Genomic DNA, 13114 nt, shown 5'->3' with positions numbered 1-13114 from the left:
CGGTCCCACGTCAGTCCAGCTGGATCGACTTGATCTGCACGGGCGTCTTCGGGGCGCCGTCGTCTGCGCCGCGGTCACCGGGCACGACGCCGGCGGCGGCGATCTTGTCGAGTGTCGCCAGGCCCGTCGCGTCGATCGTGCCGAACGCGGTGTAGTTCGGCGGCAGTTGGGAGTCCTTGTAGACCAGGAAGAACTGGCTGCCGTTGGAGCCGGGGGCTCCGGTGTTGGCCATCGCCAGCGTGCCGCGCGGGTACACGACCGGCGCCTGCAGGGCGGGGTCGTCGGGGCGGTACTGGTCGGTCGGGTATTCGTTGACGAAGCCGTACCCGGGTCCGCCGGTGCCCTTGCCGGTCGGGTCTCCGCACTGCAGGACGGACAGGCCCGGCGACGTCGTCAACCGGTGGCAGGGGGTGTCGTTGAAGTAGCCCTGCTGCGCGAGGCTGGCGAAGCTGTTGACCGTGCAGGGTGCCTTGGCGTTGTCGAGCTGCAAACCGAGATTGCCCTCGGAGGTCGTCATCGACGCGCTGATCTGGGCCGGTTCGGTGGGCACCTTGCCCGTGCGCGGGGGGTTGTTCTTCTTGCTGGCGGGCTCACCCGGGGTCGCGGGGTACTGGCAGTCCGCGCCGAGGTTGGCCGGGGCGACGAACGGAGGCAGGGTGCCGCCGGCGGGGGTGGGTGCCGCCGCCGAACTCGACGGCGTCGAGGTGTCGGCCGAGGCCTGCGTGTCGGAGTCCTTGCCGGTCAGGACCACGGTCGCGACGACGGCGCCGATGACCAGCAGCACGCCCACCACCGAAGCGATGATGGTGACCAGGCGTCGCCTGCGCTCCTGGGCGGCACGGCGCTCGAGCTGCCGCTCCAGTTTGCGCTTGGCCGTTTCCCGCCGCTGCTCGTTAGTCGGCACCGCGAAGTCCTCCTCGTGTTCGTGATCGGCACCGAGTGTGCCAGCAATGCCTGAGAAGAGGCGCTGCGACCCACGGGTGGTGCGGATGGGAAACTGGTGCCGTGTTCCTCACAGGGTTTCCAGCCGGCATGTTGCAGTGCAACTGCTACGTGCTGGCCACCAAGCAGGGGGCTGACGCGATCGTCGTCGACCCGGGACAGCGGGCGATGGCGCCGTTGCGCAAGATCCTCGACGAGAACCGGCTGACGCCGGCTGCGGTCCTGCTCACCCATGGCCACGTCGACCACATGTGGTCGGCGCAGAAGGTCGGCGACACCTACGGCTGCCCGGTGTTCATCCACCCCGAGGACCGGGAGATGCTCACCGATCCGATCAAGGGGCTGGGGCCCCGTCTTGCGCAGCTTGCCCTGTCGACGATGTTCCGCGAACCGCGTCAGGTGGTCGAACTCGACCGCGACGGCGACAAGGTGGAACTCGGCGGCGTCACCGTCACCGTCGACCACACCCCGGGGCACACCCGAGGGTCGGTCGTCTTCCGGGTCGCACAGGGGCCGTCGGAGCTCGCCTTCACCGGCGACACGTTGTTCAAGCAGTCGATCGGGCGCACCGATCTCTACGGCGGCAGCGGGCGCGACCTGCTGACCTCGATCGTGTCGAAGCTGTTGGTGCTCGACGACGACACCGTGATACTGCCGGGGCACGGTCCCAGGTCCACCATCGGTGCCGAGCGCCGCACCAACCCGTTCCTCGAAGGAATCTGACTGAAATGTGCTGCACGTGAGTGACTTTCAAGCGCCCAAGGGTGTTCCGGACTATCTGCCGCCGGAGTCGGCCCGTTTCGTGGCGGTCCGCGAGGGCCTGCTCGACGCCGCGCGCCGCGCTGGCTACGGCCACGTCGAGCTGCCGATCTTCGAGGACACCGCGCTCTTCGCCCGCGGCGTAGGCGAGTCGACCGACGTGGTCAGCAAGGAGATGTACACCTTCTCCGACCGTGGCGAGCGCTCGGTGACGCTGCGCCCGGAGGGCACCGCAGGTGTGATGCGCGCGGTGATCGAGCACAATCTCGACCGCGGTCAGCTGCCGGTCAAGCTGCGCTACTCGGGACCGTTCTTCCGCTACGAGCGGCCGCAGGCGGGACGGTACCGGCAGTTGCAGCAGGTCGGTGTCGAGGCGATCGGGGTCGACGATCCCGCGCTCGACGCCGAGGTCATCGCCGTCGCCGACGAGGGCTTCCGCTCGCTGGGCCTCGACGGCTTCCGGCTGGAGCTCACCTCCCTCGGCGACGACACGTGCCGACCGCAGTATCGGGAGTTGTTGCAGGATTTCCTGTTCGGCCTCGATCTCGACGAGGACACCCGACGTCGGGCCGAGATCAACCCGCTGCGGGTGCTCGACGACAAGCGTCCGCACGTGCGGGAGATGACGGCCGCGGCGCCGCTGATGATCGACCACCTGTCCGAGGGCGCCAAGCAGCACTTCGACGCAGTGCTCGGACACCTGGACGCGTTGGGAGTGCCCTACGTGATCAACCCGCGGATGGTGCGTGGTCTGGACTACTACACGAAGACGACCTTCGAGTTCGTCCACGACGGTCTCGGTGCGCAGTCGGGGATCGGTGGCGGTGGCCGCTATGACGGTTTGATGAAACAGCTTGGTGGACAAGACCTCTCGGGCATTGGTTTTGGCCTCGGCGTCGACCGCACCGTGCTGGCGCTCGAGGCCGAGGGCAAGACGGTGGGGGAGACCGCCCGTGTCGAGGTGTTCTGCGTCCCGCTGGGCGATGCGGCCAAGCTGACGCTGGTGACGCTGGCGGGGGCCCTGCGGGCAGCCGGCGTTCGCGTCGACGTCGCCTACGGGGACCGCGGGCTCAAGGGTGCGATGCGGGCCGCCGACCGATCCGGTGCGCGGATCGCGCTGGTGGCGGGCGATCGCGACGTCGAGGCAGGCACGGTCGGGGTCAAGGAACTCGGAACCGGCGACCAGGTCGACACGAGCGTCGACGCCGTGGTGGCAGAAGTCCTCTCCCGCCTGACCTGACCTGCCCCCTCGTGGCGAGGGCGTGCGTGGCAGCATCGGCGAGCGTGCGGGTACTGGTGCAGCGGGTGACCTCGGCGCGCGTGACTGTGGCAGGTGCGGTCGTCGGAGAGATCCGTCCCGACGGGCAGGGCCTGCTGGCTCTGGTCGGCGTGACCCACGACGACGACGAGGACGTCGCCAGGCGACTGGCCGACAAGCTCTGGCGGCTGCGCATCCTCGACGACGAGCGATCGGCCGCGGACCTGGGGGCGCCGATCCTGGTGGTCAGTCAGTTCACGCTCTACGCCAACACGGTCAAGGGCAGGCGGCCGTCGTGGAATGCCGCCGCCCCGCGGCCGATGGCCGAGCCGCTGGTCACGGCCTTCGGCGACGAGTTGCGACACCTCGGCGCACACGTCGAGACGGGCGTCTTCGGTGCCGACATGCAGGTGGAAATGGTGAACGACGGGCCGGTGACGGTGCTGCTGGAGCTCTGACCGGGTGACGGGTGGGGTGCGATGTAACGGTCCGGTAGCGTTCGACGATGTGACCATCATGCGAAACGTGACAGGCAAGATCGGGGCGGCCCTCGGAGTGGCGGCGTTGGTGGCGTCGGCAGGTCTCACCACGCAGGCCACGGCGAATGCCGAGCCCAACCCGGCCGGACATCAGGTCCGGTACACCCTCTCGACTGGTGACACCGCCGACTTCGACCTCTTCTACCTGGTCAATCAGCCGCCGGACAAGCAGGCGTACAACGCCGATTCCTACGCCTACCTGAAGAAGGAGTCGGTCACGGTGTCGCCGGGCGCTCCGTGGGTGTTCGAGACGACCCTCGCCGATCCGCAGTGGGCGATCTTCACCGTCAGCAGCACCACCCACGGTGGCCGCGCCGCGCCCAATCCGCATTGCGACATCACCGTCGACGGCCAGGTGGCCGTTCAACAGGATGCGCCCTACAACCTGCAGTGCCAGCTCGGCCAGTGGTAGTCGTTCCCGGCGCATAGCCGGGGGCGAGCGCCGATTCCGTTGCGGCAGTTGGCCGGCGGGGTCGGCGACCCCCAAAACGAACTATGGGCTGGCAAGGTTTGCACCTTGCCAGCCCATAGAAGGAAGTTCTTAGATCGCGGTAACTCCGGTGGCCTGGGGGCCCTTCGCACCTTGTCCGACATCGAACTGAACCCGCTGAGCCTCTTCCAGCGAACGGTAGCCGCCGCCTTGGATCTCAGAGTAGTGGACGAAGACATCCGGGGAGCCGTCGTCGGGGGCGATAAAGCCGAAGCCCTTTTCGCTGTTGAACCATTTCACAGTTCCCTGTGCCATACTATTTTACTTCTTTCATCAGGAGCGGATGTGTCTTACACCCACCGGAAAGTCTACTGCACAAACGCTCGTGCATCTCACTAAAGAACACCGAATTCGCCGATTGACTTTTTCATCGAACACGTGTTCGACTCGGTAGATGCGGTGGGACGGTCAGGGCGTAGGGGTAGACGACGGTGCGTTGCCAGGCCTGCAGCGCATCGGATTCGTCCGGTCGGTGCGAACGCCGCAGTTCGAGGGCATCACCTTCCACGAGGTGCTGTGCAAGTCGGCGCTGAACAAGGTGCCCAACGCCAGTCAGCTGCCCTTCGCCTTCACGGTCAACGGCTATCGAGGGTGTAGCCATGCCTGCCGGTATTGCTTCGCCCGGCCCACCCACGAGTATCTGGACTTCGACAGCGGGGCGGACTTCGACACCCAGGTCGTGGTCAAGACCAACGTCGTCGAGGTTTTGCGCAGAGAGTTGGCGCGTGCGTCTTGGACGCGTCAGACGGTGGCGCTGGGCACCAACACCGATCCCTACCAACGTGCCGAGGGGCGATACGCGTTGATGCCGGGAATCGTTGGTGCGCTTGCCGATTCGGGGACGCCCTTCTCGATCCTCACCAAGGGCACGCTGTTGCGCCGTGACCTGCCGCTCATCGTGGACGCCGCGGGAGCAGTCGACGTCAGCGTGGCCGTGTCGCTGGCAGTGGGGGACCCCGATCTGCACGCGGAGGTGGAGCCCGGCACGCCGTCGCCACGAGCCCGGCTCGAGCTGATTCGCGCCATCGTCGACGCCGGCCTGAACTGTCACGTGATGATTGCACCGGTGCTGCCGATGCTCACCGATTCCGTCGAGCACCTCGACGGGTTGTTGGCTCAGGTGGCCTCGGCGGGCGCTGCCGGCGCAACGGTGTTCGGGTTGCATCTGCGGGGGTCGACGCGCGGCTGGTTCATGGGTTGGCTGGCCCGGTCGCGGCCCGAGCTGGTCGGGCCCTACCGCGAGCTGTACGGCCGGGGTGCCTATCTGCCGGCCAATTACCGCGACGAGCTGCGTCAGCGCGCGGCGCCGCTGCTGGCCAAGTACGGGTTGGCGGGTGACCACCGGTCGTTCCGGTTGGGCTCCGCGCCAACGCCGCCACCGCCGGTGATCGCCGAGGCCCCGCCGACCCTGTTCTGACCTGACGGTCTCCGGCCGATCTCCATGCGTTTCTTCAAGCAATTGCGTTGTGGGCCAACCACGTCGGGCTCGTCGAACCGTCGGCCACGGTGAGCGCGCGGCGCAATGCCCGCCTGCTCCGGTGCATCCTGGTGAGCACCGTGTTCGTCGACACCCCCAGCAGGTCGGCGGCGTCACGACAGAGCATGTCGCCGAGGACGACGTGAAACACGGTGGCGCGCATCTCCTGCGACAGACCCGCGAGTGCGGCAACCAGATCGGGATCGATCTCGTCCCGAAGCGCCTCGACCTCCGCGGAGGCGGACATGACCGCCTCGGCCGCCGTTGCCGCGCGATCGCCGACGTCGGCCAGGAGCACTTCGGGTCGGCGGTTCGACGCGCGGCACATGCTGAACCACGTGTTTCTCGCGATCGTGAACAACCACGCCGTCACGTAGGTGTCGGATCGAAGCCGGCCGTAGGCCTTGAACGCCCTCAGCAGTGTCTCCTGGACGAGGTCCTCCGCGTCGCAGGAGTTCCGCGTCAGCCTCGTCGCGTATCGGTGCAGCTCCGGCCGTTGCGAGGCCACGTCGTCGTCGAACGACCCGGTGAGGCGTACCGGGGTGGCGGTGCGCACGGGAAGCGGGAGTGACCGGGTGGGCGTCATGGTTCCCATGGTCGAGGTCGGTCCGGGAGTCCGGGTGAAGTTTCCTTGGAGATTCGATGAAGCCCGCGTCAGTTCTCGACGCTCGCGGTCAGCGAGCCCAGCAGACTCAGGGCGTCGGCGCTGGGCGAGCCGGGCTCGGCGTGGTAGACGACGAGCTCTTGGCCGGGCCGGGAACGGACGTCGAAGGCTTGCATGGTCAGGGTGATGCGGCCGACCTCGTCATGCTGAAAGCGTTTCTGGCTCAGGCTCTTTCCACGGACGTCGTGGCCGTTCCACGAGTCGGTGAATTCGGCGGAGTCGGCCAGCATCTTCGCGAGGACCGCTCGGACGCGGCGGTCTGCGGGATGCCTGCCGTGGTTGAACCGGAAGCCGGCGACGGCGTCGGCGGCGACCTGGGTCCAATCCACGTAGAACGTGCGGGCGCCAGGGTCGCCGAAGACCACCTCAAGCAGGTTCCGCGAGTGTTGCCACCCGCCGAAGAGGGCGTCGGCCATGGCGTTGGACGCCACCACGTCATAGGCGAGGTCATAGATCAGCGCCGGGTTGTGCGGCCACGCATCCATCAGCGTGACCAGGGCGGGGTCGACCTCGCGCGCGGAGGGTGCCACTGTCAAGAGAGCCGCCCCGGCCAGCCGGAAGAGATGGTCGCGGGCGTCGTCGGTCAGCTGCAGCGCCGAGGCGAGCCCGGCGAGGACCTCCGCCGAGGGATGGCGCTCGCGGCCCTGCTCGAGGCGGGTGTAGTAGTCCGGGCTCACCCCGGCGAGCAACGCCACCTCCTCGCGGCGCAGGCCTGGGACGCGCCGCCGCCGCCGCGCGTGGGCGCCCAGGTTCGCGTCGTCCGGGCTGACGCGGGCACGCCGGGCGCGCAGGAAGGCGCCAAGGTCGGCTTCCGGGCGAGTTTCCGGCACGAGCCCACGGTACCCACGGCTCGTTCCCTCAGCCTGGGTGTGTCGCACCCAGGTGCCGCGCGGTCTTCCCCGAGACTGCTCGTCCCCGGCACGGTGGTGGTCGACGCCGACCCGCCCAGGAGGAACCAGACATGGTCACCAGCTCGCAGAAGATCGCCTTCGTCACCGGTGCCAGCAGCGGCATCGGCCGGGCGATCGCCGAACGACTCGCCGCCGACGGACACCGGGTGATCGCGGCCGCCCGCCGCCTGGAGTTACTCGACGATCTCGCGGCGAGTACCGACGGCGTCGACCCGTGCGCCCTGGACGTCACAGACCTCGACGCGGTGCGTACCGCCGTGGCCGCAGCGGTCGAGCGGTATGGCCGCCTCGACGTGTTCGTCGCGAACGCCGGCGTGATGCCACTCTCGCGTCTGGACGCCGGTTTGGTCGAGCAGTGGAATCAGATGATCGACGTCAACGTGCGTGGGCTGCTGCACGGGATCGCGGCCTGCTCGGATGCGTTCCGCGAGCAGGGAGCCGGCCACTTCGTGACGATCGCCTCGATCGGCGCCCACGCGGTCACACCGACGGCCGCGGTCTACTGCGGGACGAAGTATGCGGCGTGGGCCATCACCGAGGGCCTACGGTTGGAGTCGCCCCCGAGTGTGCGCGTCACCACGATCTCACCGGGGGTCGTGGAATCCGAATTGGCGGTCACCATCACCGATCCCGTTGCGCAGCAGGCGATGTCGGAGTACCGACGGCACGCGATCCCGGCGTCGGCGATCGCCGACGCCGTGGCGTTCGCGGTGGCACAGCCGCCCGAGGTCGACGTCAACGAGATCGTGGTGCGGCCCGTGCGGCAGCGGTGAGGGTGCTGTGCCGAGACGTCGTCGCGGCATCTACCCTTCGATGATGGTGAGACGACGATGACGGTGATCTTGGTCCACGGCGTACCCGAGACCGCGGCGGTGTGGGATCGGTTGGTCGAGGCGCTGAGCGCAATGGGGGAAGACGACGTTCGCCGGTTGTCGCCGCCGGGGTTCGGCGTGCCGGTTCCCGACGGGTTCAGCACCACGATGGACGGGTACCGCGACTGGCTCGTCGCCCAGCTCGAGGCCGTCGACGAGCCGGTCGACCTGCTAGGACACGACTGGGGCGGCGGCCACGTGGTGAACGCCGTGATGGCGAGGCCGGACCTGGTGCGCACCTGGGCCTCCGACATTCCCGGTGTGTTCGATCCGGAGTACGTCTGGCACGACCTGGCCCAGCAGTGGCAGACCCCCGGTGTGGGGGAGGACGTCGTGGCCGCGTTCGTCGAGATGGGCGATTCGGAGCGGGCGGGCTTCCTGGTCGGTGCGGGGATGGCGCCCGAGGTCGCGGCTCGGGTGTCGCCCGGCTTCGACGACGTGATGGCGCGGTCGATCCTGGCGCTGTACCGGTCGGCGGCGCAGCCCGCCGTGGCCGCCGCGGGTCGGCGTCTGGAGGCCGCCGCCGCGCGGCCCGGGCTCGCCCTGCTGCCGACCGAGGATCACATGGTCGGCACCGACGAGCAGCGCCGCGGTGCCGCGGCCCGCGCGGGCGCCCGGGTCGAGGTGCTCGACGGACTCGGCCACTGGTGGATGACGCACGACCCCGCGGGCACCGCGCAGGTGCTCGTCGACTTCTGGCGGGCGAATCGCTAGATCTTCAGATAACCCTTGTCGGCAGGTATTTGGGCGGCGGTCACCAGCGATGACGCGTCACCGGCCAGCCAGACGACGATGTCGGAGATGAGGTCGGGAGCGGCCAGCGAGTCGGTGGGCAGCGCACCGGGCGAGTAGCTGTGGATGAAGTTGGGGTGCGCGGCGAACATCTCGTACATCGAGACGTCGTTGCCCATCGGGGTGTCGGTGCCGTAGGGATGCACGGAGTTGACGCGGATGCCGAACTCTCCCAGTTCGACGGCGAGCGAATTGGTCAGGGCGACGACGCCGAACTTCGACGCGCAGTAGTGCCCACAGCCGGGGACGGCCTTGATGCCGGCCGCGGAGCTGACGTTGACGATGGATCCGCCGTTGCCGGCGGCGATCATCGCGGGGACGGTGGCGCGGATGGTGTTCCACACGCCGGTGAGGTTGACGTCGAGGGTCTCCTGCCACTGCTGGGCCGAGATCTCCCACAGCCGGCCCCAATTGAGCACGCCGGCGTTGGCCACCACGACGTCGAGGCGGCCGAAGCGCTCGACGCCCTCGGTGACGACGCGAAGCTGGCCCTCGGCGTCGCGGACGTCGACGGTCGAGGCCATGATCTTGCGGCCCTCGCCCTCGACGAGGCCGACGGTCTCCGCGAGATCCTGCGAGGTGGCGGGTTCGTATCCGTTGTGCGCCGCGACCGGTCCGCAGGCGTCGATCGCGATGACGTCGGCGCCGGCGCGGGCCAACCGCACGCAGTGCGAACGACCTTGGCCGCGGGCGGCGCCGGTGACGTAGGCGACCTTGCCTGCCAACGGTTGCTCGGTGCTCGTCATGCCGGTTGCTCCTTCGGGTGGGCGGTCACGGGGGAGCGGCAGCTCGTCTCGTAGTCCGACAGCGGAGAATGACGAGCGAATCGCCGTGCACCGGTGATGGTTTGGGGGCGGTGGTACACCGTGTCGCGCTGGGAGTTGACGAAGTAGGTGTTGAGTGCGGGGTTGCAGTCGGTGAAGTACAGTCGCGCGGTCTTGCCGCGGCGCTCCATCAGGGCGTTCCAGCGGTTGAACGCGTTCTGGCTGACTGCGGCCACCCGATGGCCGCGCCGACGGGTCTCGTCGATGATCCGGACGGCGTGCAGCGCGGTGGTCTCGACGAAGTCTGGCCAGGCGAAGCCCACGAAGCCAAGCGGCCCGACGATCTCCCACCTGTTGGGCAGGCGCGGGTGGGCCGTGCCGGCGTAAGCGCGCAGCCCGTGGCTGCGGTAGTACTCGGCGAGGTCGAACCCGTTGGCGCCCATGATGGTTCCTGGGCGGTGGGTCTCGGGATCGGTCCACAGCTCGTACCCGGTGGCCGCGACGATGAGGTCGGCGGGGTGGTCGACACCGTCGACGGTGCGGATGCCGTCGACGGTGACGCGGTCGATGGGCGTGGTGACCAGGTGGGTGGTCGGGTCGTTGAGCGCGGTCAGGAACGCGCTGGAGATGACGGGCCGCTTGGCCATGATGCCGTAGCGCGGAACCAGGGCTCGGCGGGTCTCCGGATCGCGGACGGTCGCGCGCAGCAGCACCCGGTAGAGCGCCCGGCAGTAGGCGTCATAGGCCGGTAGGAGCCGCACCAGCAGGCGGTCGGGCAGGCGGGAGAGCACGTGCACGATCGGTGCGACCATCGCGAGGTCCATCAGGGTTCGGCCGGCGCCGTTGACGGCGGTCAGGACGCCGGGAAGGCGCAGTGCGCGGCGCATCAGCGGCGGGATGTCGAAGTCGACCTTGGGCAGGACCCATGCGGGGGTGCGTTGGTATACCTCGAGACGGGCCGCCTCGGCCGAGAGGGCGGCGGCGATCTGCACTCCGCTGGAACCGGTGCCGATCACCGCGATGCGCTTGCCGCGGGTGTCGTAGGCGTCGTCCCAGGAGTTGGGCCGCAGGACGGTGCCGCCGAAGTCCTCGATGCCGTCGACGTCGACGGCGGGTTTGGCGTTGACGTAGCCGCCGACCGAGCTGACGAGGAACCGGGTCGTGATCTCCGGCTGGCCGCGGATCGACAGTCGCCACAGGCCCGCGTCGTCGTCCCACTGCTGACGTGTCACCTCGGTTCGGGTGCGAAGCCGGGGGTAGATGTCGAGCTGGGTCGCGGTGTCCCGCAGGTAATCCTGGATCTCCGGGCCGGGGGCGAACAGGCGCGTCCAGTTCGGGTTGGGCGCGAAGGACAGCTGATACCACAGTGTGGGAATGTCGACGGCCAGGCCGGGATAGTGGTTGTCGCGCCAGGTGCCGCCGACGTCGTCTCCGCGCTCCAGGATGACGAAGTCGGCTATTCCCTTGCGCTGCAACTCGTGTGCAACGGCCAGCCCGCCCGGCCCGGCACCGATGACGGCGACCTCGACGTCGGGTTCGATCACGGGCTCCCTCCGGTCAGACCGGCCACGGCGTGGCCGGCGACGAACCGTCGGACCGTCCTGGGGTTGTCGAGGTCGACGCCCATCGGCGGCAGCAGTTCGAAGCTGAACAGGAGGCGCACGATCCATTCGGCGGCCCGTGAGGGATCCGTCGACTGGGCCACCTCGTGGTTGCCACGGGCGGCCTTGACCAGGGGCTTCCACAGGTCGACGGCGCGCCGCACCAGGTCGTCTCCGGTGCTGCGCAACAAGAGCAGGAGGATTCCCTCGTCGACGCCACGAGGCGCCAGCAGGTCCGAGCCTTGGCGGTGGGCGCAAATGAGCACCGCCGCGGCGGCCACCTGCTCGGCGAGGGTGTCGTGGCGGTCCACTTCGGCGGCCATGGCGTCGACGAACGTCTCGGCCAGGTGTTCCAGCGCCAGCCCGATGGCTCGTTCACGGCTGCCGAGGGCGTTGTGCACCGTGCCGCGCGACACCCCGGCGGTCTCGGCGACCGCGGTGAGGCTGAAGCGTCGTGCGCCCAGGCGGCGCAGGGTGTCGGCATTGGCGGTCAGCAGCGCCGGGGACACCGCTCGGGCAGGTGTCGCTCCGTCGCGCATTTGAACACTCTAGCGATATGTGTTCAACGTGGTCAACGGCCGCGAGAGTCCGTCGTGACGTCCCACGTGTGGTGGACCACGTCGTGCAGGTGGTACAGCGACAGGCTGGCGACCGTGAATTCACTTCCGTTGCTGCGTAATCCACGCCGGGACCACGCGTCGTCCGGCACTGCGTCATAGGCGTCGGCGACCTCGTGGGCGGCGCGCGCGAGCTCGGCGGCCACGTCCGCGGGCATCTGGTCGGCGTAGCGCTCGACCAGCGCGGTCTCGTCCTGATCCCAGTTGGGGAAGACGGGCTCGTCCTCGGTGAGCATCAACCCGACGCGCTCGCCAAAGATGCGGTGCACGTCGCGAACGTGACAGCCGTACTCGAGCACTGACCACACGCCCGGTGCCGGCCGCCCGGTCACCGACGCACCGCCCAGCCTGCTCACCCAGCCCTCGGCATCACTCCGGATGTGGTCGGCGACCTGATCCGGTCGGATGGCGGCGGCGTCGTAGCCGCACTCCGGGCACCGCTCGTGGAGGACCCAGGTCCAATCCTTGGTGTCCGTCACTCGTGCAGATCCGTGGCCGAGAACGTGTCGCACTGCTTCGCGTCGCCGGTGCGATACCCCTCGGTGAACCAGTACTGGCGGGCGGCCGACGAGCCGTGCGTCCACGACTCCGGGTTGACCCGGCCGCTCGAGGACTGCTGGATGCGGTCGTCGCCGACCGACGACGCCGCTGACAGCGCGTCCTGAATGTCCTTGTCCGTCAAGGGCTGCAGGAAGGTGACGTCAGTGCCCTCCTGCTTGGTGATGGCCGCATAGTGCGCCCACACGCCGGCGTAGCAGTCGGCCTGCAGTTCGGTGCGCACCCCGTTGCCCTCGGCTCCGCCGGGTCCCTGCTGCGCCCGTCCGAGGGTGCCCTGCAGGTCTTGGACGTGATGGCCGAATTCGTGGGCGACGACGTACTCCTGCGCGAGCGGGCCACCGCTGGAGCCGAATTGCTGCACCAGGACGTCGAAGAACGACGTGTCGAAGTAGGCCGTCCCGTCGCCAGGGCAGTAGAACGGACCCACGTCGGTGCTGGCCGGGCCGCAGGCGGTCTGAACGGATTGGCTGAAGAGCCGGACCTTGGGCCGGGTGTAGTCGGGCATCAGCTGCGACCACACGCCGTCGACGGAGTTGCCCGTGGCCACCACGCGGCACTGCACGATGTCGTTGGCGTCCTTGCCGGTCTTGCACTGGCTCAGGTCGAAGCCCGGCGCGTCGACGCCCTGCTGGTCGTACTGGCCGGTGCCCTGCTGGGGGAGCACCGTGCCAGGGTCGACTCCGAGGAACAGCGCGATGACCACGATGACCAGACCGCCGAGGCCGCCGCCCACGGCCAGACCGCGCCCACCGCCACCACCTCCGCCGCTGGACGACGTGGTGCTCGTGTCGATCCGCATACCCTCGTTGAAGGTCATCTTCACCCCGTCCGTCGACGCTGCCGATGGCTCCCGTTTCAGCCGGGTTCAGC

The 13114-nt window shown here is 68.8% G+C and carries 16 protein-coding genes; 7 read left to right on the top strand and 9 right to left on the bottom strand.

What is annotated here, in order from left to right; genetic code table 11:
* Positions 1-10: 10 nt before the first annotated feature.
* Complete coding sequence (locus ABZ195_RS13685) at positions 11-904, bottom strand: peptidylprolyl isomerase (RefSeq protein WP_355218452.1); 894 nt, start codon at positions 902-904, stop codon at positions 11-13.
* Between the two features lie 101 nt (positions 905-1005).
* Between ABZ195_RS13685 and ABZ195_RS13680 the strand changes: the two genes are divergently transcribed.
* The 4 genes from ABZ195_RS13680 to ABZ195_RS13665 are packed head-to-tail and all read left to right on the top strand — an operon-like array spanning position 1006 to position 3910.
* Complete coding sequence (locus tag ABZ195_RS13680) at positions 1006-1665, top strand: MBL fold metallo-hydrolase (protein ID WP_355218450.1); 660 nt, start codon at positions 1006-1008, stop codon at positions 1663-1665.
* 16 nt (positions 1666-1681) lie between these two features.
* Positions 1682-2941: a histidine--tRNA ligase gene (gene hisS, locus ABZ195_RS13675; protein WP_355218448.1), complete on the top strand. Its 1260-nt coding sequence runs from the start codon at positions 1682-1684 to the stop codon at positions 2939-2941.
* A gap of 44 nt (positions 2942-2985) precedes the next feature.
* Positions 2986-3417, top strand: coding sequence for a D-aminoacyl-tRNA deacylase (gene dtd, locus ABZ195_RS13670; RefSeq protein ID WP_355218560.1), 432 nt, complete (start codon positions 2986-2988; stop codon positions 3415-3417).
* A 58-nt stretch (positions 3418-3475) separates the two neighbouring features.
* Positions 3476-3910, top strand: coding sequence for a hypothetical protein (locus ABZ195_RS13665; RefSeq protein ID WP_355218446.1), 435 nt, complete (start codon positions 3476-3478; stop codon positions 3908-3910).
* 129 nt (positions 3911-4039) lie between these two features.
* Here ABZ195_RS13665 and ABZ195_RS13660 read toward each other — a convergent pair whose 3' ends face one another.
* Positions 4040-4243 (bottom strand): cold-shock protein, encoded by a 204-nt coding sequence (locus ABZ195_RS13660; protein ID WP_056548397.1) that lies wholly within the window; start codon positions 4241-4243, stop codon positions 4040-4042.
* A 139-nt stretch (positions 4244-4382) separates the two neighbouring features.
* Between ABZ195_RS13660 and ABZ195_RS13655 the strand changes: the two genes are divergently transcribed.
* Positions 4383-5405: an Rv2578c family radical SAM protein gene (locus ABZ195_RS13655; RefSeq protein WP_355218443.1), complete on the top strand. Its 1023-nt coding sequence runs from the start codon at positions 4383-4385 to the stop codon at positions 5403-5405.
* A gap of 34 nt (positions 5406-5439) precedes the next feature.
* Here ABZ195_RS13655 and ABZ195_RS13650 read toward each other — a convergent pair whose 3' ends face one another.
* Entirely contained in the window at positions 5440-6051 is a 612-nt protein-coding gene (locus ABZ195_RS13650) for an RNA polymerase sigma factor (RefSeq protein WP_355218441.1), read from the bottom strand.
* 68 nt (positions 6052-6119) lie between these two features.
* Complete coding sequence (locus ABZ195_RS13645; RefSeq protein WP_355218439.1) at positions 6120-6959, bottom strand: helix-turn-helix transcriptional regulator; 840 nt, start codon at positions 6957-6959, stop codon at positions 6120-6122.
* Between the two features lie 131 nt (positions 6960-7090).
* Here ABZ195_RS13645 and ABZ195_RS13640 point away from each other — a divergent pair, with 131 nt between their 5' ends.
* Positions 7091-7813 (top strand): SDR family oxidoreductase, encoded by a 723-nt coding sequence (locus tag ABZ195_RS13640; protein WP_355218437.1) that lies wholly within the window; start codon positions 7091-7093, stop codon positions 7811-7813.
* Positions 7814-7870: 57 nt separating this feature from the next.
* Entirely contained in the window at positions 7871-8626 is a 756-nt protein-coding gene (locus ABZ195_RS13635; protein WP_355218435.1) for an alpha/beta hydrolase, read from the top strand.
* On the opposite strand, the gene ABZ195_RS13630 is transcribed toward ABZ195_RS13635, so the two are convergent.
* From ABZ195_RS13630 to ABZ195_RS13610, 5 genes are read right to left on the bottom strand one after another with little or no spacing between them, the layout of a single operon-like run.
* The gene (locus ABZ195_RS13630) at positions 8623-9450 is read right to left on the bottom strand and encodes a mycofactocin-coupled SDR family oxidoreductase (protein WP_355218433.1); all 828 of its coding nucleotides are present in this window, start codon (positions 9448-9450) and stop codon (positions 8623-8625) included. The two genes, ABZ195_RS13635 and ABZ195_RS13630, sit on opposite strands and share 4 nt — an antisense overlap.
* Positions 9447-11012 carry an NAD(P)/FAD-dependent oxidoreductase gene (locus ABZ195_RS13625; protein ID WP_355218431.1) on the bottom strand — a complete coding sequence of 522 codons (1566 nt, stop codon included), beginning with the start codon at positions 11010-11012 and terminating at the stop codon, positions 9447-9449. The genes ABZ195_RS13630 and ABZ195_RS13625 overlap by 4 nt, the downstream gene beginning before the upstream one ends.
* The gene (locus ABZ195_RS13620) at positions 11009-11608 is read right to left on the bottom strand and encodes a TetR/AcrR family transcriptional regulator (RefSeq protein ID WP_355218429.1); all 600 of its coding nucleotides are present in this window, start codon (positions 11606-11608) and stop codon (positions 11009-11011) included. The genes ABZ195_RS13625 and ABZ195_RS13620 overlap by 4 nt, the downstream gene beginning before the upstream one ends.
* 32 nt (positions 11609-11640) lie before the next feature.
* Positions 11641-12165 carry a DinB family protein gene (locus tag ABZ195_RS13615; protein ID WP_355218427.1) on the bottom strand — a complete coding sequence of 175 codons (525 nt, stop codon included), beginning with the start codon at positions 12163-12165 and terminating at the stop codon, positions 11641-11643.
* On the bottom strand, positions 12162-13061 hold the full coding sequence (locus ABZ195_RS13610) for a neutral zinc metallopeptidase (protein WP_355218425.1): 900 nt from the start codon (positions 13059-13061) through the stop codon (positions 12162-12164). The genes ABZ195_RS13615 and ABZ195_RS13610 overlap by 4 nt, the downstream gene beginning before the upstream one ends.
* Positions 13062-13114 lie beyond the last annotated feature (53 nt).

This window comes from Mycobacterium sp. NPDC006124 (assembly GCF_040614235.1).
GTDB lineage: Bacteria > Actinomycetota > Actinomycetes > Mycobacteriales > Mycobacteriaceae > Mycobacterium.
This window is presented reverse-complemented; position numbering and strand designations above follow the sequence as displayed.

Excerpts from the sequence above, each read along its gene's own strand:
- ABZ195_RS13620 (WP_355218429.1), bottom strand. The coding sequence starts at position 11,608 with ATGCGCGACGGAGCGACACCTGCCCGAGCGGTGTCCCCGGCGCTGCTG.
- ABZ195_RS13650 (WP_355218441.1), bottom strand. The coding sequence starts at position 6,051 with ATGACGCCCACCCGGTCACTCCCGCTTCCCGTGCGCACCGCCACCCCG.
- ABZ195_RS13640 (WP_355218437.1), top strand. The coding sequence starts at position 7,091 with ATGGTCACCAGCTCGCAGAAGATCGCCTTCGTCACCGGTGCCAGCAGC.
- ABZ195_RS13655 (WP_355218443.1), top strand. The coding sequence starts at position 4,383 with ATGCGGTGGGACGGTCAGGGCGTAGGGGTAGACGACGGTGCGTTGCCA.
- ABZ195_RS13635 (WP_355218435.1), top strand. The coding sequence starts at position 7,871 with ATGACGGTGATCTTGGTCCACGGCGTACCCGAGACCGCGGCGGTGTGG.
- ABZ195_RS13665 (WP_355218446.1), top strand. The coding sequence starts at position 3,476 with ATGCGAAACGTGACAGGCAAGATCGGGGCGGCCCTCGGAGTGGCGGCG.
- ABZ195_RS13660 (WP_056548397.1), bottom strand. The coding sequence starts at position 4,243 with ATGGCACAGGGAACTGTGAAATGGTTCAACAGCGAAAAGGGCTTCGGC.
- ABZ195_RS13630 (WP_355218433.1), bottom strand. The coding sequence starts at position 9,450 with ATGACGAGCACCGAGCAACCGTTGGCAGGCAAGGTCGCCTACGTCACC.
- ABZ195_RS13610 (WP_355218425.1), bottom strand. The coding sequence starts at position 13,061 with ATGACCTTCAACGAGGGTATGCGGATCGACACGAGCACCACGTCGTCC.